This is a genomic window from Bacillus sp. BF2-3 (assembly GCF_008368795.1).
GTDB classification, from domain to species: Bacteria; Bacillota; Bacilli; order Bacillales; family Bacillaceae_G; genus Bacillus_A; species Bacillus_A cereus.
Genome location: NZ_QOSA01000047.1, coordinates 1 through 22,386, shown reverse-complemented (window position 1 = coordinate 22,386; position 22,386 = coordinate 1). Strand labels below are relative to the sequence as shown.

Genomic DNA, 22,386 nt, shown 5'->3' with positions numbered 1-22,386 from the left:
ACAAACCCTAATTCTGTACCTTCCAATTTTGTATAACGTAGAATCCAATGTTTGTTAAGTAGAGTAATGGACCAGGAGTTTTCCTGGTCTTTTTTTATGAATGAAAATAGCTAGCGAACAGTAAGGTAATCCAAATTATAATGGGATAAGAAAATAAGCTGAAAAGGAGTGTAATTACGAATTGCTTTTGATGAATTAAGTGTTTTTTGGATAAAAAAAAGAAAATAGAAAAGAGAGTAATGAAAAATGCTGATATTACGCCGGGGTTATAGGAGCGATAAATGAAAAACAAAATAATATGTTGAACAGAGTTAAAGAAGATGGCCCCTTGTATAAAAATAATCCAGCATATAGAAGACAAGAAGTTAAGTTGATATAGAAAGACGATAAGTAATACAAAGATTGTTAATACGGAAATGGCAATGAAAAATTGTTGGCTAGTTATAAGACGGATTGAAAATTGATTAGCAAGATATTGTGGCATTTGGAAAGCTTCTTCAAGGTTATGAATGAAAAATAATAAGGGAATGATCCAGAGTATAGTAGTGGAATGCTTTTTCATCAACTTACATCACTCCAATAAAGTATAGAAAGCCTAAAAAAGGCCATCTATACAGAGATAGTTATTCAATTATGATATTTTTTAAATTAACTTCATGATGATCTCGTTCTTTCGGATAAGCAGCTAGCTCCTCTTGCAAAATATTTAATATTTGCTTAGCTGATTGCTGGATTGGATTAGGTAGCTCTTCTAATATATGCATCCCGACTTTTACTTTTGTACGAATTACCCTTCGTAGTAGTTCCTCATGCATGCACTACACCTCCAAACCGAATGTTTAGTATATCTTCTTCAAATTTTGCCCCTTGAATAGAAAGGTGTGTTAACGTTTTTGGCAATGTAATATTTCGTTTCACAGAGCCAGCTCGAATAATTAGCTCATCACCTTTTTGATTTAATGAAAGTTCACTTTTGTTTGAGAAGGGAATAGAAAGAATGAAAATATAATCATCGCCATCTTTTCTTACATATTGTGTGCGGCCGTTAAATTTCACTTCAGTAGGACAATGATCAGTTTTAAATAAAGCATCTCCTACACGCTCTAACATGGGTAAACCAACAACTTCTTGTTCAAACATTGGAGCTTCGTAAATAGGAAGTGGATCAAAACTATTTTGAATTAATGTTTTATATTTCTTTTGCGTATCTTTCCATGCTTGAAAATAAGGATCGGTGACGGTGTTAGGGATGACGCGATTAATCATAATGGCATCTACGTTATAATCGTATAAATTTAAATAAGTAAAGCTACGCTGAGCTTCTTTAATGACCATTTTTTCAGGATTTACAACGATGCGGATACTTGTTACTTCTCGGTTTGATAAAATATCTCTCATTTCTCCGAGCTGTTCAAGTGTATTTGTTAATTCGTCCATAATATCATCGGTTGGAAGAGGGACACCAAGGAGTGGTTGAGCTACAGGACGAACGACTTTTAAAACTTTTCTTTTAATAGGAAACAATTTTTCCATCCACCAGCCGAGCATGTCTGGAAAGCTTAGCATTGCTAATGTTTCTCCTGTTGGAGCACAATCAATAATGATAACATCATATGTGTTTTGTTTATAATAATCGAGTACGCGAAGTAAGCTAATTAAATCTTCCATACCAGGAAACATCGTTAATTCTTCTGTTGTAATATCATCGGCTGCTTTGGAAGTGAAGAGTAGTGTAATATATTTCTGTAATTTTCCCCATCCTTTTTCCATCTCATAAATCGTATTAATTTCTTGTGCCCACAAATTTTCACGAATTTCTAATGGCTCAGAAGATAGCTTTATACCAAATGAATCTCCTAAACTATGAGCGGGATCTGTACTCATGACTAAAGTTTTTAATCCTTGTTTTGCGCTTTGAATTGCTGTTGCTGCTGAAATGCTAGTTTTTCCTACGCCGCCTTTACCTGTATACAAAATAATTCTCATCATTCATATCTCCTTTGTTTCGAATATCGAATATTACGAGTGTCGAAGTAAATGATTGAATAAAAACCCAGATAGGGTTTTATTCAATCGGAATGTTTTTCATTTTAGGTGTAGAAACTTTTTCTTCTGTTTTTTGCTGTGACGTAGCAATGTGATTCATAATCTTTTGGAAGATTTGTAGTAAGAATGCTTTTTCTTCTTCTGACAATGCTTCTGTCACTAAGCTAAAGTAGTGGGCTGCATTTTGTTTTACTTCTTGAACGAGCATTACGCCGTTTTCTGTTAACCGAATTAATACAATACGTCGGTCGTTTTCATCACGGTAGCGCTCAATATATCCCTTTTTTACAAGGCGATTTACAACGCCCGTCGTTGTACTCATCGGTATATCAAGAAGGTCAGCAATTTTCGTCATTGTAATATCTGTATTTCGTTCCATCCAAAGTAAACAAAATACTTCTGTTTTAGAAAGTGTTAAATCTAGGCTTACCCATTCTTCAGGATAGAAAAGTTTCTTGGCGTTATCTAGCAGTAAGTCTAAAAAATGTTCATATTGCAACAATTAATTCCACTCCCGTATATTTCGAGGTTCGTAATATTTATTTTTATTTTATGTAGAATAGAAAAAATTGTCAATGATTTTAATTATTTTTTCAGATTAGACAGAAAACTTTCTTTAAAATAGTATTCTTTTATGATAGATTTATAAATATAAAACTAGAATTTACATAAAAATCCATCATGGTAAATATACTTATCTATAATGGGTATACAGCTAACGAGGGGGAGAACGATGAGAAGACGTAATACGCAAGCGTTCACATTTTTAGCATGGACTTCATTTGTTTGTGCGCTTTCAGGTATGCTAATTGGGATTTATACGTTAGATGAAACGCTTAGTGTAAAAGGATACTATTTAATTGGAACATTATTTTTAACGATGTCTTGTTTTGTATTACAAAAAACAATTCGTGATAATGAAGAAGATAACGAGAGATTTCCAAAAAATAAACCGTTAGATAAAGAGTAAATTGTAAAGAAAGGCATTTGCCTTTCTTTTTTTATGTAAAAATGGCGTAAGTACTCTGTGTTGACTTGCTTGAAGTACTGAAAATTTGGTATCATCAATAGTATTGTAGATTGAACGATATATTATGGAGGTGGCCTAGCCGTGTCAAGAATTTCCGTTGAGAATGTAAAGCACGTAGCACATTTAGCACGTCTTGCAATTACTGATCAAGAAGCAGAAAAATTTCAAAAACAACTAGATGCAATTGTTACATTTGCAGAACAGTTAAATGAATTAGATACAACAGATGTAAAACCAACAACTCATGTATTAACTATGAAAAATGTTATGCGTGAAGATGTACCAGAAAAAGGTTTACCAGTTGAAGAAGTATTAAAAAATGCACCGGATCACAAAGATAATCAAATCCGTGTTCCAGCAGTATTAGAATAGAGGAGGGGAATTTCGATGTCATTATTTGATCATTCAGTATCAGAGTTACATAAGAAGTTAAACAACAAAGAAATTTCCGTTACGGATTTAGTAGAAGAATCTTACAAACGTATTGCGGATGTTGAAGATAACGTAAAAGCCTTTCTTACATTAGATGAAGAAAATGCACGCGCAAAAGCGAAAGAATTAGATGCAAAAATCGGCGCTGAAGATAATGGTTTATTATTCGGTATGCCAATTGGTGTAAAAGATAACATTGTAACTAACGGTCTTCGTACAACTTGTGCAAGCAAAATATTAGCAAACTTCGATCCAATTTATGATGCGACAGTTGTGCAAAAGCTAAAAGCTGCTGACACAATTACAATCGGTAAATTAAACATGGACGAGTTCGCAATGGGTTCTTCAAATGAAAACTCAGGATTCTACGCTACGAAAAACCCATGGAACTTAGATTACGTTCCAGGCGGATCTAGTGGTGGTTCTGCAGCAGCTGTAGCAGCAGGAGAAGTACTATTCTCTCTAGGTTCTGATACGGGTGGTTCTATCCGTCAGCCAGCTGCATATTGCGGTGTTGTAGGTTTAAAACCAACTTACGGACGCGTATCTCGTTACGGATTAGTAGCATTCGCATCTTCACTTGACCAAATCGGACCGATTACACGTACAGTAGAAGACAATGCATACTTATTACAAGCTATTTCAGGTATTGACCGCATGGATGCAACTTCTGCAAACGTTGAAGTTGGAAACTATTTAGCTGGTTTAACAGGCGATGTTAAAGGTTTACGCATTGCTGTACCGAAAGAATACTTAGGCGAAGGTGTTGGCGAAGAAGCTCGTGAGTCAGTACTAGCTGCTTTAAAAGTATTAGAAGGTATGGGCGCAACTTGGGAGGAAGTATCTCTTCCACACTCTAAATACGCTCTAGCAACGTATTACTTACTATCTTCTTCTGAAGCATCTGCTAACCTTTCACGCTTTGATGGCGTGCGTTACGGTGTTCGTTCTGATAATGTAAATAACTTATTAGATCTTTACAAAAACACACGTAGTGAAGGTTTCGGTGATGAAGTTAAACGTCGTATTATGCTTGGTACATTTGCTCTTAGCTCTGGTTACTATGATGCATATTACAAAAAAGCACAACAAGTACGTACATTAATTAAGAACGACTTTGAAAATGTATTTGCTAACTATGATGTTATTATTGGACCAACAACACCAACTCCGGCATTTAAAGTGGGAGAAAAAGTTGACGATCCAATGACAATGTATGCAAATGACATTTTAACAATCCCAGTAAACTTAGCGGGTGTTCCAGCGATTTCAGTTCCATGTGGATTCGGTGCTAACAACATGCCACTTGGTCTACAAATCATTGGTAAACACTTCGATGAAGCGACAATTTACCGCGTTGCACATGCGTTTGAGCAAGCAACAGACTATCATACAAAAAAAGCAAGTCTGTAAGGAGGCGAGCATAGATGAATTTAGAAACAATTATTGGTTTAGAGGTTCACGTTGAGTTAAAAACAAATTCGAAAATTTTCTCTGCGAGTCCAACAGAATTCGGAGCGGAGCCAAATACACAAACAAGTGTAATTGACTTAGGATACCCAGGGGTACTTCCTACTTTAAATAAAGAAGCAGTTAACTTTGCGATGAAAGCTGCAATGGCATTAAACTGTGAAATCGCAACGGAAACGAAGTTTGACCGTAAAAACTATTTCTATCCAGATAACCCGAAAGCTTACCAAATCTCTCAATTTGATAAGCCAATTGGTGAAAATGGTTGGATTGAAATCGAAGTAGACGGTAAAAAGAAACGTATCGGTATTACACGTCTTCATTTAGAAGAAGATGCTGGTAAATCAACGCATACAGCTGATGGTTCATTAGTAGACTACAACCGTCAAGGTATGCCTTTAATCGAGATCGTATCTGAGCCAGATATGCGTACGCCAGAAGAAGCATATGCATACTTAGAGAAGTTAAAATCAATCATTCAATACACTGGTGTATCTGATTGTAAGATGGAAGAAGGTTCCTTACGTTGTGATGCGAACATTTCTCTTCGTCCAGTTGGACAAGAGAAGTTCGGTACAAAAGCGGAACTGAAAAACTTAAACTCATTCACTTACGTACAAAAAGGTCTTGAGCACGAGCAAGTGCGCCAAGAAAAAGAACTGTTATCTGGTGGTATCATCCAACAAGAAACACGTCGTTATGATGAAGCAACGAAGAAAACAATCTTAATGCGTGTGAAAGAAGGATCTGACGATTACCGTTACTTCCCGGAGCCAGACTTAGTTGAACTTTACATTGATGATGAGTGGAAAGAAGCAGTTCGAGCTTCTATTCCAGAACTTCCAGATGCACGTAAAGCTCGCTACGTTGCAGAACTAGGCTTACCAGCTTATGATGCACACGTGTTAACATTAACGAAAGAGATGTCTGATTTCTTTGAAGCAACTGTTGCAGACGGTGCTGATGCGAAATTAACATCGAACTGGTTAATGGGTGAAGTACTTGCATACTTAAACAAACAACAAAAAGAATTAAAAGACGTTGCATTAACGCCTGCTGGTTTATCTAAAATGGTTCAATTAATTGAAAAAGGTACAATTTCTTCTAAAATCGCGAAGAAAGTATTTAATGAATTAATTGAAAAAGGTGGAGACCCAGAAGAAATCGTTAAAGCGAAAGGTCTTGTTCAAATTTCTGACGAGGGTACACTTCGTAAAGTTGTAACAGAAATTCTTGATAATAATGAGCAATCTATCGAAGACTTTAAAAACGGTAAAGACCGTGCAATTGGCTTCTTAGTTGGTCAAATTATGAAAGCTACAAAAGGACAAGCAAATCCACCGCTTGTTAACAAAATCTTACTTGAAGAGATTAATAAGCGATAATAGTAGTAACTTTTAAAGATTAAGCAGAAAAACACCCGTACATGGGTGTTTTTCTAGGTTAATCAAACGTTTGTTTAAATGAGACAAAATCGTTTAAACAAACGTTTGATTAACTGTCAAAAGTGGAAAAATGTTTGTATAGCAACTATGGTATGATAGTTGCAAAAAGGTGGGAATAATGATAAATCTAAACATAGAGGTTTTTTTCATCTCATGAAATAATAGATAGTTATTATTCGTTATATGTAAATTTTTATGGAAGAATGGATAGAAATAAAGTGAAACTTTAATCAGTGGGAGGTTCATCCAACACTGATTATTAGCCCTCACCAATCGGGCATTTACTGCCCGCAAATAGCGGGATAAATTTTGGGGTCAAATAAAAAACCATTGAAATGAATATTTACTTTTGATGGACTACACGAATCGGGTTCTTACTGCCTGTTTGAGCGGGATAAAAGAAGGATAGCAAGATGAGAGGAGGTAGGCATGGGAATACTGAATAGAAGTTCAGTATGTTCTTTTTCGATACATAAAGAAATTTCCTGTGCTAATAAATGATGAAGCGAGCAAGAATTATTTATAATCCTACTTCTGGGCGTGAGCTATTTAAGAAGAGCTTACCAGAAGTATTACAAAAATTAGAACAAGCTGGCTATGAGACATCTTGTCATGCGACAACGGGTCCTGGAGACGCTACTGTGGCGGCGAGGCAAGCTGCGGATCGTAAGTTTGATGTTGTTATTGCGGCTGGTGGCGACGGTACGTTAAATGAAGTAGTAAACGGTTTAGTTGGGCATGAATTCCGTCCGAAATTTGGAATTATTCCAGTTGGAACGACAAATGACTTTGCACGTGCAATTGGTGTACCTCGTTCTATTGAAGAGGCAGCAGATATTATTTGCGAAGGAAAAACAGTGCCATTAGACCTTGGTAGAGCGAACGATACATATTTTATTAACATCGCTGGTGGCGGTCGTATTACAGAATTAACATACGAAGTACCGAGTAAGTTAAAGACAGTATTAGGGCAGCTTGCTTATTACCTAAAAGGTATCGAGATGTTACCATCATTGCATCCGACATATGTTGAAATTGAGTATGATGGAAAGTTACTACAAGAAGAAATTACGATGTTTTTAATTACGAATACTCGTTCAGTAGGTGGATTTGAAAAGGTAGCACCGTATGCATCTATTAACGATGGGTTATTTGACCTATTAGTACTGAAAAAAGGTTCTATCGCTGATTTAATTAAAGCAGCAACACAAGCACAACGTGGTGAACATATTAATAATCCAAAAGTGTTATATACACAAGCGAACCGCATTAAAGTACATTCACCAGATAAACTAATGATTAATTTAGATGGTGAGTATGGTGGAGATGCACCGATGGAATTCGAAAATATATATCATTGTTTAGAACTATTTGTTCCTGAACATCAAGAGGATGCCCTGTAAAGGCATCCTTTTTTACTTTGTTAAAATGAATTGTAAATTGGGAGTTAGTTTGATTTTTATGGTATTTTTACAATTCTTTTATTTTACATCCATATTTTATTGATACACTGGAGGAGATAAGAAACGAGAGGTAGGATGCTATGGAGAAGGTAAAAGCAATACTATTTGATAAAGATGGGACATTAATGGATTTTCATTCAATTTGGATAAAAGTAGCTGAAGAACTTGTAGCTGAATGTATAAGTTTATATCATTTACCAAGTACAATAGGGCAGACCTTATTAGAAGAGATTGGTGTAGAGGGAGCATTTGTTAATCCGAGGAGTGCAATAGCTGCTGGAACAAGCCTTGATGTAGCGAAGGGGCTTTGTAATTATATTGAGTCTGCTAGAGAAGAAGAGATGCATCAGTGGGTAAGTGAGAAGTTATTTTCCCTTATGTATGAGCATCGTTCGCATATGAAAATGACAGCGGATTTACCGAAAGTGTTACAGGCATTAAAAGATAAAGGATTTATATTAGGGGTTGTCACGGCGGATGATTTCGCACCAACAGAATTATTTTTAAAACAATATAAGTTGGAGAACTTTTTTGATTATATTATAGCCTCGGATACATTCCTTGCGCAAAAACCAGATAAAAAGATTATAGAAGTGTTTTGTGAGAAATTTAATTTAGAATCATGTGAGGTTGCGGTTGTTGGAGATACGCCAACTGATTTACATTTAGCTAAAAATGGCGATTGCTATGCAATTGGGGTGCTATCTGGTACGGGAGACCGTCCAACATTAGAACCACTTGCTGATTTAGTGTTAGATTCTGTTGGAGAGTTTATTTCTCAATCGGGTGAGTTTTTCTGGGAGAAAGAAAAGTCTAATGTGTAAGGAAAATAAGTCTATAAAGACTCTTAATGAGTCTTTATAGACTTATTTTTTATGCCTGGATACAAAGAATATAGGATAAATGCTAGAAAAGAAAGTTGGCATATATTTTGCAATAAGAAGAGAAAACAATGTAAAGAAAAGGATGGGGTACGCAATGAATACAAAAAAATTTGCTAAAGTAAATGAACAAATTCCAGGACCAAAAGCGGCATCTTTATTGGAACGCCGTCAAAATATAGTACCAAAAGGAGTAAGTAACGGCATCCCAACGTTTGTACAATCTGCAAATGGTGCTCTTGTAACAGATGTTGATGGCAATCAGTACATTGATTTTGCAGGAGCAATCGGGACAATTAACGTAGGGCATTGTCATCCAACGGTTAAAGAAGCGCTCCATAAACAAGTCGATCAATACATTCATACTGGATTTAACGTTATGATGTATGAGCCATATATTGAATTAGCAGAAAAGCTTGCGGCATTGGCACCAGGAAGTTTCGATAAGCAAGTCCTGTTTTTAAATAGTGGTGCAGAAGCAGTTGAGAACGCGGTGAAAATCGCTCGTAAATATACGAAGAGACCTGGTATTATCGCATTTTCTAAAGGTTTCCACGGGCGTACATTAATGACAATGACGATGACAAGTAAAGTGAAGCCATATAAATTTGGGTTTGGTCCCTTTGCTCCAGAAGTATATAAAGCGCCATTTCCATACGAATACCGTCGCCCAGAGGGATTAACGGAAGAGCAGTATGATGATTTTATTATTGAAGAGTTTAAGAACTTCTTCATATCGGAAGTAGCACCAGAAACAATTGCAGCTGTTGTAATGGAACCTGTTCAAGGGGAAGGTGGATTTATCGTCCCAAGTAAGAAATTTGTTCAAGAAGTACGCCGCATTTGTTCAGAGAACGGCATCTTATTTGTAGCGGATGAAATACAAACAGGCTTTAGTCGTACAGGAAAATATTTTGCAATTGATCACTATGATGTCGTTCCAGATTTAATTACAGTGTCTAAATCATTAGGTGCTGGTGTACCGATAAGTGGTGTCATTGGACGTAAAGAAATTATGAATGAGTCTGCACCAGGTGAACTTGGTGGAACGTATGCAGGAAGTCCATTAGGATGTGCGGCTGCATTAGCTGTTCTCGATGTAATAGAAAATGAGAAATTAAATGATAGAGCGATAGAATTAGGAAAAGTCGTAATGAACCGATTCGAAGAGATGAAAAATAAATATCATTGCATCGGTGATGTGCGTGGGTTAGGCGCAATGTGTGCATTTGAGGTCGTTCAAGATCGTAAGACGAAAGCACCTGACAAAACGTTAACGGCTAATCTATGTGCAGAAGCAAATAAGCGTGGGTTACTGTTATTATCAGCAGGGACATATGGAAATGTTATCCGTGTGTTAATGCCTTTAGTTATTACAGATGAGCAACTTGAAGAAGGTTTAACAATAATTGAAGAATCATTGCAAGCTTGTTATGAGCAAATAAACATCGCTCGCGTTTAAAAACTGAAGAATAAATAGCAAACATTCTGGTTGACTCTATATTAAATGCAGAAAATTCACTTTATAATAAAGGTAGTGAAGTGGATCGATGGATTTGAAGTTAGGGGTGGCTAGGATGGTTGCAGAAAAGGAACGAGTGTTAATGGATTTAAAAGATGTATTTGAATATGCGTTTGACGAAATTTTTGTTACAGATGAGCAAGGGATCGTTGTACGTGTAAATAGTACATGTGAAAGGCACTACCAACTAGCTGCAGAAGAGTTAGTTGGTAAGCATGTAAAAGAACTACAAAAGGATGGAATCTTTTATCCATCAGCGACATTAGAAGTGATTGAAAAAAAGAGGCCAATTGAACTCGTTCAAACTACAAAATCAGGAGAGTATTTACACGTTCGTACAAGGCCTGTTTTTGATGATGAGGGAAATTTAAGAAGAGTGATTAGTTATTCTCGCGACCTTACTGAACTCTATCAATTACGTCAAAAGGTAGAGGAAATGGATAATCAGCTAAAAACATATAAAAAAGAATTAAGAGAAACATATGAGCATGAAGGACTTATTTTTAAAAGTCTAGCTATGCAAAAAATAGTCGATACAATCAAAAAAGTATCTGTAGTGGATAGTACTGTTCTCGTTTTAGGCGAGACTGGAGTAGGAAAAAGTCGATTAGTACGCCATTTACATGAAGTGAGTCACCGTAAGCATGAAAGTTTCTATGAAATTAATTGTGCGGCATTACCAACTAATTTAATTGAATCGGAGCTTTTTGGATATTCAGGTGGATCTTTTACAGGTGCGAATCGTGAAGGGAAAAAGGGACTATTAGAATCCGCGCATAAAGGAACTCTTTTTTTAGATGAAATCGGTGAAATGCCGCTTGAAATTCAAGCGAAGCTTTTGCAAGTATTGCAAGAAAAAACATTTCGTCCTATAGGCGGAAGAGAATTAAAAAAAGTAGATGTTCGAATTGTGGCGGCAACAAATAGAGATTTAAGCGAGATGGTGAAACAAGGAACATTTCGGAAAGATTTATACTATCGTTTGAATGTCATTCCAATTGCAATTCCCCCGCTTAGGGAAAGAACAGAAGATATTTTGCCGCTTATTTATCATTACTTGCAGCACTTTAATAAAAAGTACGGACGTGATGTGAAACTAGCGCCGAGTACGTTACAAATGTTTGTTGGATATCCGTGGGAAGGGAACAATAGAGAAATAGAGAATGTAATTGAGAGAATTGTTATTACTGTTGATGATGTTGTAACGGTAGAGGATTTGCCACTCTCTATGCAAGAGGCTGCAGTTGAACAATCGGGGCAAAGCCTTTATAAAATGCTGGAAGAGGTAGAGAGAAATATAATTCTTAAAGCGTATAAAACGTATGGATCAAGTTATAAAGTGGCTGAGTTTTTGCAAATTAGTCAATCTGCTGCTACTAGAAAAATTAAGAAGTTCATAGAGGAGGAAGAAAACATTGGATAAAAAGGCGACTTTCGTAAGTATAGATAAAAAGGCGATGTATATAAATGGTGAGTGGATTACACTACAAGAACAAATTGAAGTAAATAATCCTGCGACGAAGGAAATATTTGCAACTGTACCAAAAGGCGGAGTAACAGAGGCAAAGCAAGCTGTTGATGCTGCACATGAAGCTTTTAAAACGTGGTCTAAGTTAACGGCAGCAGATCGTGCAACGAAGTTAAAAAAGTGGTTCATGCTTATTGATGAAAATAAAGAAGAGATCGCAGCGATTATGACGAAGGAACAAGGGAAGCCGTTTGCAGAAGCGCTTGGTGAAGTAAATTATGCAAACAGTTTTGTTGAATGGTATGCAGAAGAGGGGAAACGCGTATATGGTGAAATGATTCCTGCTGCTCATCCGAATAAGCGCATTTTAGTTATGAAGCAACCAGTTGGCGTTATGGCCGCTATTACACCTTGGAACTTCCCAGCTGCTATGATTACGAGAAAGGTAGCCCCAGCGCTTGCAGCAGGCTGTACAGCCGTTGTGAAACCGGCAAGTCAAACGCCATTAACTGCATTGAAATTAGCTGAATTAGCCCATGAAGCAGATATTCCAAAGGGCGTAATCAATATCGTAACAGGTAGTGCAAAAGCAATTGCTGATACATGGATGGAAGATGGTCGCGTTCGAAAAGTGTCCTTTACAGGGTCAACGGAAATCGGGAAAGAGTTAATGGCTAGTGCGGCGCAAACGATGAAAAAAGTTTCGCTTGAGTTAGGGGGACACGCTCCGTTTATCGTAATGAATGATGCAGATTTAGATAAAGCAGTAGAAGCGGTGATTGGTTCGAAATTCCGTAATGCAGGACAAACGTGTATATGTACAAACCGAGTATTCGTTCAAGAAGAAGTATACGAAGTATTTGTAGAGAAGTTCCAAAAGGCAGTAGGGCAATTGAAAGTAGGAGACGGTTTCGGTGACGGAACGACTGTCGGGCCACTTATTGATGAGAATGCAGTTTCAAAAGTACAAGAACATATTGAAGATGCTATTCAAAAAGGTGGAACAGTTTTATATGGTGGTCAAAAGGTCGCAGAGTTAGAGGGACATTTCATTCAACCGACTGTAATTGGGTTGGCAAATGATACGATGCTTTGTATGAATGAAGAAACATTTGGGCCAGTGGCACCAGTTGCGAAATTTAAAACAGTTGATGAAGTAATCGAACGTGCAAACAATACACCATACGGTTTAGCTGCGTATATTTTCACGAAAGACATTAGCCAAGCATTCCAAATTAGTGAAGCGTTAGAGTACGGTATTATCGGTCTAAACGATGGTCTTCCATCAGTTGCACAAGCACCATTTGGTGGATTTAAAGAAAGTGGTATCGGTCGTGAAGGAGGCCATTTCGGCATCGAGGAATATTTAGAAATTAAATATATTTCATTGGGACTATAAGTAGTATACTAGAATCTCTATAAGGTAACAGAGAAGGAGATTCTAGTATGGTATATTGGCTATTATTACTTGTTACAATTATTTTTGAAGTAGCTGGAACAATTGCGATGAAACTATCAAATGGTTTAACAAAGCTCGTTCCAAGTGTACTGATTTTCGTGTTTTATGGGATTTGTTTCAGCGTGTTTGCCATCGTTGTGAAAAAGATTCATTTAAGTATTGCTTATGCTATTTGGTCTGGCGTTGGAACATTACTTATTACAATCATTAGTGTGTACTTTTTTAAAGAGCATATTAGTTTATTTCAAGCATTTTGTATTCTTTTTATTGTTTTGGGTGTCATTGGGCTTAAGGTTTCATCGGCATCATGAAAGCTATCTTTTGTAGAAGATAGCTTTTTTCTATTTGTGCAGTTAGCAATTAATACGACAAAATATGACAAGAAAGAGTAAAGCGTTTTGTTATGATACATATGAAATATTGTCTTATGTGGAGGAAAGAGTATGTTAAAAAAGGTAAGTCAAATTGTTTTAATTTTTGGCATAGCTTTTAGTTTAAGTGCTTGCACTGAGACTAAAGATAGTAATGAAAGTAAACAAGAAGATGTTCAAGATAAAGTGTATAAAATAGGGGAGACAGTAGACGTAGATGGTTTGCAAGTAACTATCGATTCAGTTAAATTAGGATATCCGGATTATGATGAGAATAAAAAGAAAGAGGAGATTTTGGGGATTATTTTCAAAGTAGAAAATAATAGTAAAAAGGAAATACCTTTTGCATTTTATGAATTTGAGATTACCGATAAGAAAGGTACAAGATTTAAAGAATATAATAACCCTGATAGCTTTATTAGTAAAAAGTTAGCACCAGATGAAAAAATTCAAGATATCATGCTATTTGACGTAGCGAAAGAAAATACGTATATCGCTACGTATAGACCGGAGTTTACGCATGAAAATAGAACGATAAAATTTGAATTGAAACCAAATAAATAAAGAAACACATTGGATTATCCAATGTGTTTCTTTATGGTAATAAATTTAAAACGCCCAGTTACCTTTACGGAAGATAGGCTCATGTCTGCCATCAGCAGTAATACCGTCAATATCAAGCTCAGCTGATCCAATCATGAAGTCGTTGTGTGTGATACTAGCGTTTGCGCCGTTTTCAGCAAGTTCTTCTTTAGACATTGTTTTTCCGCCAACTAAGTTAAATGCATAAGCATTTCCGATTGCAAGGTGGCAAGATGCATTTTCGTCAAATAGTGTATTGTAGAATAAAACATTTGTATTTGAAATTGGTGAGTCATGAGGTACTAAAGCTACTTCTCCTAAGAAGTGAGAACCTTCATCTGTTTCTACTAAATGTTTTAAAGCTTCTTCACCAGCTTCAGCTTTATAGTCTACGATACGCCCGTTTTCAAATGTTAACGTGAAATTATCGATAATATTACCTGCAAATACTAACGGTTTTGTACTAGAAACTTGGCCGTTTACACCTGTTTTAAGTGGCATTGTAAATACTTCTTCAGTTGGAATATTAGCCATAAATGGTACGTTCTTTTCATTTAAGCTACCAGCACCAGCCCATACATGTTTTTCTGGAAGTTCGATTGTTAAATCTGTTCCAGGACCTGTATAGTGAAGAGCTTTATAATGCTTTTCGTTTAAGTAATCCACTTTTGTATGTAATGTTTCATCATGTTCTTTCCATGCTTCTACAGGATTTTCTAAATCAGCACGAGTAGCTTTGAAAATAGCATCCCATAACTTTGCTTCTTGTTCTTCTGGCGCTACGTCAGGGAATACTTTCGCAGCCCATTCTTTCGTAGGAACAGAAATGACACACCAACTTACTTTATCTGCTTGTACGTAATCACGGTATACTTTCATTGCTTCTCCAGCTACTTTATGAGCTGTTGCAATACGCGATGCTTCTACACCTTTTAATAAATCAGGGTTTTCTGCATAGATAGACATAAATGCAGCGCCTTCTTTTGCTAATTCTTCACGAGCATGTGCTTTCCAAGATGGAAATTCAGCGAAAGCTTCTTCAGGAGCTAGATCGAACTTTAAGCGTGTTAACGTCTCATCATTCCAATCTACATATACGTGTTTTGCACCAGATTTATATGCTTTTTCTGTAACGAGGCGTACAAATTGTACAGCTTCAAGAGGTGCACTAATTGATAAAGTTTGTCCAGGTTGAATATTAACACCAACATTAACTGCAAGAGCAGCATATTTCTCTAACGTTTGTTCAAATGACATATGTATAATCTCCTTTAATTTGAAAGATTTCTTACTATATATAATACAAGAAAATTCTAAAAATATATATAAATATAAAGTAAAAAGAGAGCTCAAAATGTATTGAGCCCTTATATTTACTTAATTGAAGAAGCAAACTGCTCTACAGTCGTTGTATGGTGTATACGAACGCGCTTCATCTTTAACAATTCATCAGGTTCACCCTTCGTAATGAATTGCCCAGGCTTTGTCGTCGTCGCAAATTGATAATACTTCTTCGTTTCTGTAACAACCTTATCATCTACATGACCGAATGGATAAGCAATCGCGATAACAGGCTTACCTGTTATTTTTTCTAGTTTTTCTTTTGAACCTTTTAACTCTTCCTCATAGTTTGTAATTTTCGGTAAGTCTGCATGTGTTGCAGTATGAGATTGCACCGAGAAAATGCCGGAATCAACCATTTCTTTTATTTCAGAAGTAGACAATGCTCCTTCTACATCAACGTTATCAACAATCATATATTCTGTTGCTGCCGGTTTAAAAGTATCATCTTTTAGCTTTTGTAAAACGCGAAATGCATTCATATTATTTTTCATACCATCATCAAATGTAACGAAAATCGGCTTATTTACTTTATTTATATCACCCCAGCGTTCAAACGTTAAAAGCGTATAACCATTGTCTTTTAAATGTTTCATTTGTGCTTCAAAGTTAGCTGGTGATACGAATAAGTCTTTAATACCTTGACCATGATAATCATCGATTGCGTGATACATAAGAACAGGAACCTTTTGTTCGAAAGTAATAGTAGATTTCGTAAGCGGGATTGTTTTCCCATCTTCTTTCATTCCTGTTGCTTCAATTTGGAACTCACCGCGTTTTCCTTCAAATTCTTTTATGTCAAAAGGAATTGTAAATTGTTTCTCCTTTTCTTTAGAAGAAAAAGATTTAGCACGTTCCTTTCCATCAGCTGTGCGCCAAATTTTATATTGTACTTCATTTAAAGAATCTTTTAAGTCTGTAATATGAATACTTGTGTTTGTAGATTCGTGTGTGATGGGAGTATAAGAAATTTTACCTTGTTCTTGTAGAGCCTCTTTTTGTATAGCTACTTCTTGAACCTTTTTCTCTTTTTTAGGTTCTTGGCTTACATTGCTAGTATTGCAGCCTGCTAGAATGGCAGACGTACATAAAGCAATTGCTGCGTATTTTCTCATAAAAATCACCTTCTATTGTGTAGTATGTTGCATATTGACATTAAAATCCCCACCGCTATAAGAGTGGTGGGGATTTACCCTTGTTCATCATATCATTTGAAGAAAATGAGGGGAATATGATTTTTAGGAGGCTATTAAGGTAATAGATTAGTGACTTTGAATAGATGTATTTTTTTGTTTCTTATTAGAATTAATAATAATATAACCGACTACAAAGATAAGAGGAATAATGAAGACATAGATAGGCATTCCCCATACATAATAGCTTTTCAGCGTTAAGACTAGTAAATGTAAGAAATCGAAAATAGCGTGAGCTTTCATAATATCCTCCAATGGTTTTTTGAAAATTATAACATTTTAACTTGTTATTTGTATAATTTGGAAAGTGATTTAAGCTAATTTTAAAGTAAGAAGAATACATATTAATATGCAATTTTGCATAAGGATATGTATTTTATTAAAATATAAAGATTTTATACTATAATGAAAACCGCTATAAAACTAAGTAAGAATAATGTATGGAGTGGAGAATAGAAATGAAATATAAAAAAATAATATATATCTTTTTCATATCGCTATTTATAGTTGGTTGTCAAAGTGAAGTGAGTAAAGCGAATAGCGTGGAAGAGTATATTCCATCGCATCTTATGAATGCGGAAGTGACGGCGGATATTATGACACTAGAGATGGAACCAGATACTCTTAAAAAGGTAGGGAGTATTGGTCAAAGAATGAGAGAGCATCTAGCGAGTAATATGGAATGGTATTTAAAATATGTAGAAGAACATGCAGAGAAAAAAAGTTTTCCATATCACCCTAATTTCGGTGTTACAAAAGAAGAGTATGAGTTTGTACTAAATGCAATTGATCAAAGTAAATTGGTTAATACAAAAGATGGAAAGCTGAAATTTAAGAAAAAAAATGATCATGAAGTAGAGATTTTTTCAAGTGAAAGTATAAAGCTCCTTAAATATGTAGTTATTAATACGAAGAAGAATACAGTAAAAACATCTCTAGGCGAATGTGAATATTTTGGAGAAATACTGGCGTCATCAGAACAGAAGTTAACTGGTCCTTGGCACGGAAAACAATGGATGTTAAAAAAAGATGATTTAATATATATATTTTCTTTAGGGAAAATGGAAGCAGAAAATAAATCAATTATTGATATTTCGGTGAAAGGTAAATATAAGGGGGAAATTATTAATAAGGAAGAGGCATTAGAGTTTTCTTCAGTTTCTTAAATGATGATAATAAAAAAATCACCTTGCTGTCTAAGCAAAGGTGATTTTTTATTAAATAAACAATCCAGCGATTGTCGCAGATAAAATAGAAGCAAGTGTTGATGCAAATAGCATTTTCCAACCAAATTTAGAAACAACGCTTCCTTGCTTTTCAGAAAGAGCACGGATTGTACCAACGATTGCACCAATTTGGCTAATACTTGCGAAGCTAATTAAGAATACTGTAACGATTCCAACTGTACGTGGAGCTAATGTTGTAGCTGTGTCTTTTAAATCAAGGATTGCTACAAACTCATTTAAAACAATCTTCGTACCCATAATACCACCAGCTGGGATAATATCTTGAGTTGGAATACCCATTAAGAATGCGAATGGAGAAAGTACGTAACCGAAGATTTGTTGTAAAGTAACAGCATGTCCCATTGCGCCTGAAGCTGCACTAATTACGTAGTTTACAACTTCCATCACACCGATAAAGGCGATCATTAATGCGGCAACGATACCAGCTACTTTTAAACCATCAAGCGCACCGTTAATCATTGCGCCGATAAAGCTGTCCCCGAATAGAGTTCTATCAAATTTCTGAATCACTTCATCTTCTTTCTTCGTATCAACTGGTGTTAATAACGAACAAACGATTAAGCTTGAGAATAAGTTTAGCGGAAGAGCTGCCAGTACGTATTTTGCATCTAACATCATTACGTATGATGCTGTAACAGAAGCAGAAACGGAGCTCATCGCAGAACAACAAATGATAAACATACGGTTTTTATTGAAATGCTGTAAATCGTTTTTAATAACGATTAACGCTTCACTTGAACCGAAGAATACAGAGTTTACTGCGTGGAATGACTCAACACGTGGTAAACCAGTAATTTTTGAAATAGCACCGCCGACAACGCGAACGATGAATGGTAAAACACCTAAATAACTAAAGATTGAAAGTAGTGCTGAGAAAAATACGATAATTAATAATACGTTTAAGAAAAAGACAAAATCTCTGTGAATTCCATTAAAGAGAAAATCGACACCTGTCGTACCAAGTTTAATTAGTTTGTTGAAAACTTTACTAATGAAAATAATGATTTGTTGACCAATCTTTGTAGCAAACATAAACCAACCGATTAAAATTTGGAAACCAATCATAATTGCAATTGCACGGAAGTTGATTTTACTTTTGTTGTTTGACAAAGCAAAACATAAACCTAACACGGCAATAATACCGATAATGCTCATTACATATTGCATGTAGTTGCCCCTTTCAGAAGTTCGTATAAAGTTTGTACATAAAACGCTCGTTATATTACTAAAAATAAAGGAATGAGGTTTTATGTCATACGTAAGATGTCTGACCTTTTAGAAAAATAAAAATAAAAAAAGACCCATATGGATTCACTTTCATCTATGAGAGAAAGCTAATCAATATGAGTCCTTTTTTGCGCATAGGCTAATATTCATTAGTTTTCCCCATAGTCCAGCAATTTAAGGTTGCCGGGTAGAAACTCTCGATCCATATTATCAAGTATATATGAGGTAACATCGTCCGTATTAAATTAGTAGTAGCGTAACATTAACAGAGAAGTATCGTCAATAGCTTTTTTTCTTCCAATAGAAAAAGACCATATAAGTATGATAAAATGTAACGCAGTGTTATGAAAAAGAGAGGTCGGAAAATGAGTACTAAAATGACGCCACCAGTTGAGAAAAACGAGTTTATAGATGTAGTATTTGAAGATTTAACACATGATGGTGCCGGTGTTGCGAAAGTAAAGGGCTATCCTATTTTCGTTAAAAACGGATTACCAGGTGAAGAAGCGCAAATTAAAATTATTAAAGTGAAGAAAAACTTTGCATTTGGTCGTTTAATGAAGCTTCATACAGAAAGCCCATATCGTAAAGATGCTGAATGCCCAGTATATAATCAGTGCGGCGGTTGTCAGCTTCAGCACTTAACTTATGAAGGACAATTACAAGCGAAAGAAAAACAAGTACGTGACGTTATGCAGCGTATCGGAGGACTAGGTGATGTTCCTGTTCATCCTGTACTTGGCATGAAGAATCCGTGGGTATACCGTAATAAAGCACAAGTACCAATCGGAGAACGTGAAGGCGGACTTGTAGCTGGTTTTTATCGCCAAGGAACGCATGACATCATTAATATGGAATCATGCTTAATTCAGGCAGAAGAAAACGATACATTAATCCAAGAAGTAAAACGTATTTGTGAAAAGCACGGTATCACTGCGTACAACGAAGAGCGTAACAAAGGAACACTTCGTCACGTAATGGCTCGTTACGGACAAGTAACAGGGGAAATTATGCTTGTCTTCATTACGCGTACAGCAGAATTGCCGAACAAAAAAGCAATTATTGAAGAAATTGCAGCGAAATTCCCAGAAGTAAAATCAATTGTTCAAAACGTAAATACGAAGCGTACGAATGTAATTTTCGGAGACAAAACGACAGTACTGTACGGATCAGAATACATTTATGACTTTATCGGTGACATTAAATTTGCGATTTCAGCACGTTCATTCTATCAAGTAAACCCAGAGCAAACGAAAGTGCTTTACGATAAAACGTTAGAATACGCAAAATTAAATGGTAACGAAACAGTAATCGATGCCTATTGCGGAATCGGATCAATCTCGTTATTCCTAGCGCAAAAAGCGAAAAAAGTGTACGGCGTTGAAATCGTCCCAGAAGCAATCGAAGACGCAAACCGAAACGCAGCACTAAACAACATGACAAACGCTGAATTTGGCGTAGGAGAAGCAGAAGTAGTCATTCCAAAATGGTACAAAGAAGGCGTAATCGCCGACACAATGGTCGTAGACCCACCGCGTAAAGGCTGTGACGAAGCATTACTAAATACAATCATCGACATGAAGCCAAACCGCGTCGTATACGTATCGTGTAACCCAGCAACATTAGCACGTGATTTAAAAGTACTAGAAGAAGGCGGATATAAAACACAGGAAGTACAACCTGTTGATATGTTCCCGCATACGACGCATGTGGAGTGTGTGGCTTGGCTTAAGTTGGTATAATAGGAAAGCAGTTGATATAGGGGAAATCTATACCACCTGCTTTTTGGTTTACAAAAATACCATTCATAAGCGATTTTAGTTAAAATAAATATTGCTGATTTTCACAAATTATAAATTGAGATTTTGAAATTGTATTCATAGTGAGAGGATTTGAATTTGAAATGATAGATAATTTTTGGCGTGAATTACCACGACCATTTTTCGTACTTGCACCAATGGAAGATGTGACAGACGTTGTTTTCCGTCACGTAGTAAGTGAAGCAGGTCGTCCGGACGTATTCTTCACAGAGTTTACAAACTCGGATAGCTATTGTCATCCAGAAGGTATGAAAAGTGTACGTGGCCGTTTAATTTTTACAGAAGACGAACAGCCGATGGTGGCACATATTTGGGGAGACAATCCCGAATACTTCCGTCAAATGAGTATTGGTATGGCAGAACTAGGATTTAAAGGCATCGATATTAACATGGGTTGCCCAGTACCGAACGTTGCATCAAGAGGAAAAGGTAGTGGCCTTATTCTACGTCCAGACGTTGCGGCAGAACTTATCCAAGCAGCAAAAGCGGGCGGACTACCTGTCAGCGTAAAAACACGACTTGGCTTTAAAGCGTTAAGCGAGTGGGAAGATTGGTTAACGCACATTTTCAAACAAGATATTGCAAACCTTTCTATTCACTTACGTACAAGAGAAGAAATGAGCCAAGTAGATGCGCATTGGGAACTAATTCCGGAAATTAAAAAATTACGTGACCGTATCGCACCAAATACGTTAATAACAATCAATGGAGACATCCTTGATCGTAAAATGGGGCTGGAACTTGCTGAAAAATACGGCATTGATGGCGTAATGATCGGACGAGGCATCTTCAAAAATCCATTTGCTTTTGAAAAAGAGCCAAGAGAGCATAGCAGTAAAGAGCACCTAGATCTTTTAAGACTACAACTTGATCTTCAAGATCAATATGCAGAAGTACTGCCACGCTCAATCACAGGGCTTCACCGCTTCTTCAAAATTTATGTAAAAGGCTTCCCTGGAGCTGCTGAATTGAGAAATCAATTGATGAGTACGAAATCGACTGATGAGGTGCGTGCTTTGTTGGATAAGTTTGAGGATAGTGTTGGTGTGGCTCAGGATAGTGAGACGGTGTAATACTTTGAAGATAGAGGGAAATGGATTGTATTAATTTGTGGGTAGTTATTTTATTTAGTTTTGAGTTTTTTTGTGAATGTAACTTTTTTTGTTGATACAGTCTGCTTGCTGAAAAAAGAAGTCTTTGAGAATATAATGAACTAACGAATACTCGTAAGGAGAAAAATGACAAGAGCTGGAGTAGAGTACATTAGGCTCTATCGAGGTATGAAATGTAATCTGAATAATAGACAGAAATAAAAAATCTCTTTATTTGAGCATGGCCATCAAGTTAAGAAAATGTATGATTTTTATCTAAATAGGACCTCCTTACATG

22 protein-coding genes and 1 riboswitch are annotated in these 22,386 nt (G+C 36.2%); of the genes, 14 read left to right on the top strand and 8 right to left on the bottom strand.

Annotated features, from left to right (window positions below; all coding sequences use genetic code 11):
• Positions 1 to 94: 94 nt before the first annotated feature.
• The 4 genes from DN401_RS26155 to DN401_RS26140 form a co-directional block, all read right to left on the bottom strand.
• Positions 95 to 562 carry an HXXEE domain-containing protein gene (locus DN401_RS26155; RefSeq protein ID WP_002182395.1) on the bottom strand — a complete coding sequence of 156 codons (468 nt, stop codon included), beginning with the start codon at positions 560 to 562 and terminating at the stop codon, positions 95 to 97.
• 61 nt (positions 563 to 623) lie between these two features.
• A complete protein-coding gene (locus DN401_RS26150) occupies positions 624 to 815 on the bottom strand; it encodes a DUF3926 domain-containing protein (protein WP_000544106.1) in 192 nt (63 codons plus the stop codon).
• Positions 808 to 1,989 (bottom strand): ArsA family ATPase, encoded by a 1,182-nt coding sequence (locus DN401_RS26145; protein ID WP_002182396.1) that lies wholly within the window; start codon positions 1,987 to 1,989, stop codon positions 808 to 810. Before DN401_RS26145 ends, DN401_RS26150 begins: the two co-directional genes overlap by 8 nt.
• 76 nt (positions 1,990 to 2,065) lie before the next feature.
• Positions 2,066 to 2,548 carry a MarR family winged helix-turn-helix transcriptional regulator gene (locus DN401_RS26140; RefSeq protein ID WP_000942482.1) on the bottom strand — a complete coding sequence of 161 codons (483 nt, stop codon included), beginning with the start codon at positions 2,546 to 2,548 and terminating at the stop codon, positions 2,066 to 2,068.
• Positions 2,549 to 2,779: 231 nt separating this feature from the next.
• Between DN401_RS26140 and DN401_RS26135 the strand changes: the two genes are divergently transcribed.
• The 11 genes from DN401_RS26135 (at position 2,780) to DN401_RS26085 (ending at position 14,151) form a co-directional block, all read left to right on the top strand.
• Positions 2,780 to 3,016 (top strand): YiaA/YiaB family inner membrane protein, encoded by a 237-nt coding sequence (locus tag DN401_RS26135; protein WP_001254393.1) that lies wholly within the window; start codon positions 2,780 to 2,782, stop codon positions 3,014 to 3,016.
• Between the two features lie 141 nt (positions 3,017 to 3,157).
• Positions 3,158 to 3,448 carry an Asp-tRNA(Asn)/Glu-tRNA(Gln) amidotransferase subunit GatC gene (gatC, locus tag DN401_RS26130; protein WP_000086999.1) on the top strand — a complete coding sequence of 97 codons (291 nt, stop codon included), beginning with the start codon at positions 3,158 to 3,160 and terminating at the stop codon, positions 3,446 to 3,448.
• Between the two features lie 15 nt (positions 3,449 to 3,463).
• Entirely contained in the window at positions 3,464 to 4,921 is a 1,458-nt protein-coding gene (gatA, locus tag DN401_RS26125; protein ID WP_000051433.1) for an Asp-tRNA(Asn)/Glu-tRNA(Gln) amidotransferase subunit GatA, read from the top strand.
• 14 nt (positions 4,922 to 4,935) lie between these two features.
• Positions 4,936 to 6,363 (top strand): Asp-tRNA(Asn)/Glu-tRNA(Gln) amidotransferase subunit GatB, encoded by a 1,428-nt coding sequence (gene gatB / locus DN401_RS26120; RefSeq protein WP_001047685.1) that lies wholly within the window; start codon positions 4,936 to 4,938, stop codon positions 6,361 to 6,363.
• Between the two features lie 557 nt (positions 6,364 to 6,920).
• Positions 6,921 to 7,826 (top strand): diacylglycerol kinase, encoded by a 906-nt coding sequence (locus DN401_RS26115; RefSeq protein ID WP_000977679.1) that lies wholly within the window; start codon positions 6,921 to 6,923, stop codon positions 7,824 to 7,826.
• 140 nt (positions 7,827 to 7,966) lie between these two features.
• A complete protein-coding gene (locus tag DN401_RS26110; RefSeq protein WP_047792104.1) occupies positions 7,967 to 8,710 on the top strand; it encodes an HAD family hydrolase in 744 nt (247 codons plus the stop codon).
• A 154-nt stretch (positions 8,711 to 8,864) separates the two neighbouring features.
• The gene (gene gabT / locus DN401_RS26105; protein WP_179953577.1) at positions 8,865 to 10,229 is read left to right on the top strand and encodes a 4-aminobutyrate--2-oxoglutarate transaminase; all 1,365 of its coding nucleotides are present in this window, start codon (positions 8,865 to 8,867) and stop codon (positions 10,227 to 10,229) included.
• A gap of 115 nt (positions 10,230 to 10,344) precedes the next feature.
• Complete coding sequence (locus DN401_RS26100) at positions 10,345 to 11,712, top strand: sigma-54 interaction domain-containing protein (RefSeq protein WP_000225136.1); 1,368 nt, start codon at positions 10,345 to 10,347, stop codon at positions 11,710 to 11,712.
• Positions 11,705 to 13,156: an NADP-dependent succinate-semialdehyde dehydrogenase gene (gene gabD / locus DN401_RS26095; RefSeq protein ID WP_000358124.1), complete on the top strand. Its 1,452-nt coding sequence runs from the start codon at positions 11,705 to 11,707 to the stop codon at positions 13,154 to 13,156. Before DN401_RS26100 ends, gabD begins: the two co-directional genes overlap by 8 nt.
• A gap of 47 nt (positions 13,157 to 13,203) precedes the next feature.
• Positions 13,204 to 13,527 carry a DMT family transporter gene (locus DN401_RS26090; protein WP_000263262.1) on the top strand — a complete coding sequence of 108 codons (324 nt, stop codon included), beginning with the start codon at positions 13,204 to 13,206 and terminating at the stop codon, positions 13,525 to 13,527.
• A gap of 132 nt (positions 13,528 to 13,659) precedes the next feature.
• On the top strand, positions 13,660 to 14,151 hold the full coding sequence (locus tag DN401_RS26085) for a DUF4352 domain-containing protein (protein ID WP_000915109.1): 492 nt from the start codon (positions 13,660 to 13,662) through the stop codon (positions 14,149 to 14,151).
• Positions 14,152 to 14,196: 45 nt separating this feature from the next.
• Here the strand turns inward: DN401_RS26085 and DN401_RS26080 are convergent, their stop codons facing one another.
• The 3 genes from DN401_RS26080 to DN401_RS29980 form a co-directional block, all read right to left on the bottom strand.
• A complete protein-coding gene (locus tag DN401_RS26080) occupies positions 14,197 to 15,426 on the bottom strand; it encodes an aminopeptidase (RefSeq protein ID WP_000007349.1) in 1,230 nt (409 codons plus the stop codon).
• Between the two features lie 116 nt (positions 15,427 to 15,542).
• Complete coding sequence (locus DN401_RS26075) at positions 15,543 to 16,625, bottom strand: polysaccharide deacetylase family protein (RefSeq protein WP_001233731.1); 1,083 nt, start codon at positions 16,623 to 16,625, stop codon at positions 15,543 to 15,545.
• A 147-nt stretch (positions 16,626 to 16,772) separates the two neighbouring features.
• Positions 16,773 to 16,946 (bottom strand): hypothetical protein, encoded by a 174-nt coding sequence (locus DN401_RS29980; RefSeq protein ID WP_000643592.1) that lies wholly within the window; start codon positions 16,944 to 16,946, stop codon positions 16,773 to 16,775.
• Positions 16,947 to 17,161: 215 nt separating this feature from the next.
• Between DN401_RS29980 and DN401_RS26070 the strand changes: the two genes are divergently transcribed.
• The gene (locus DN401_RS26070) at positions 17,162 to 17,869 is read left to right on the top strand and encodes a hypothetical protein (RefSeq protein ID WP_000875610.1); all 708 of its coding nucleotides are present in this window, start codon (positions 17,162 to 17,164) and stop codon (positions 17,867 to 17,869) included.
• A 51-nt stretch (positions 17,870 to 17,920) separates the two neighbouring features.
• On the opposite strand, the gene DN401_RS26065 is transcribed toward DN401_RS26070, so the two are convergent.
• Positions 17,921 to 19,117, bottom strand: a complete 1,197-nt coding sequence (locus DN401_RS26065) for a NupC/NupG family nucleoside CNT transporter (RefSeq protein WP_001200484.1) — start codon at positions 19,115 to 19,117, stop codon at positions 17,921 to 17,923.
• Between the two features lie 202 nt (positions 19,118 to 19,319).
• A riboswitch (purine riboswitch) is annotated at positions 19,320 to 19,421 on the bottom strand.
• 121 nt (positions 19,422 to 19,542) lie between these two features.
• On the opposite strand from DN401_RS26065, the gene rlmD reads away from it, so the two are divergent.
• Positions 19,543 to 20,919, top strand: a complete 1,377-nt coding sequence (rlmD, locus tag DN401_RS26060; protein ID WP_000105032.1) for a 23S rRNA (uracil(1939)-C(5))-methyltransferase RlmD — start codon at positions 19,543 to 19,545, stop codon at positions 20,917 to 20,919.
• 161 nt (positions 20,920 to 21,080) lie between these two features.
• Positions 21,081 to 22,070 carry a tRNA dihydrouridine synthase gene (locus DN401_RS26055; protein ID WP_000566701.1) on the top strand — a complete coding sequence of 330 codons (990 nt, stop codon included), beginning with the start codon at positions 21,081 to 21,083 and terminating at the stop codon, positions 22,068 to 22,070.
• Positions 22,071 to 22,386: the final 316 nt, after the last annotated feature.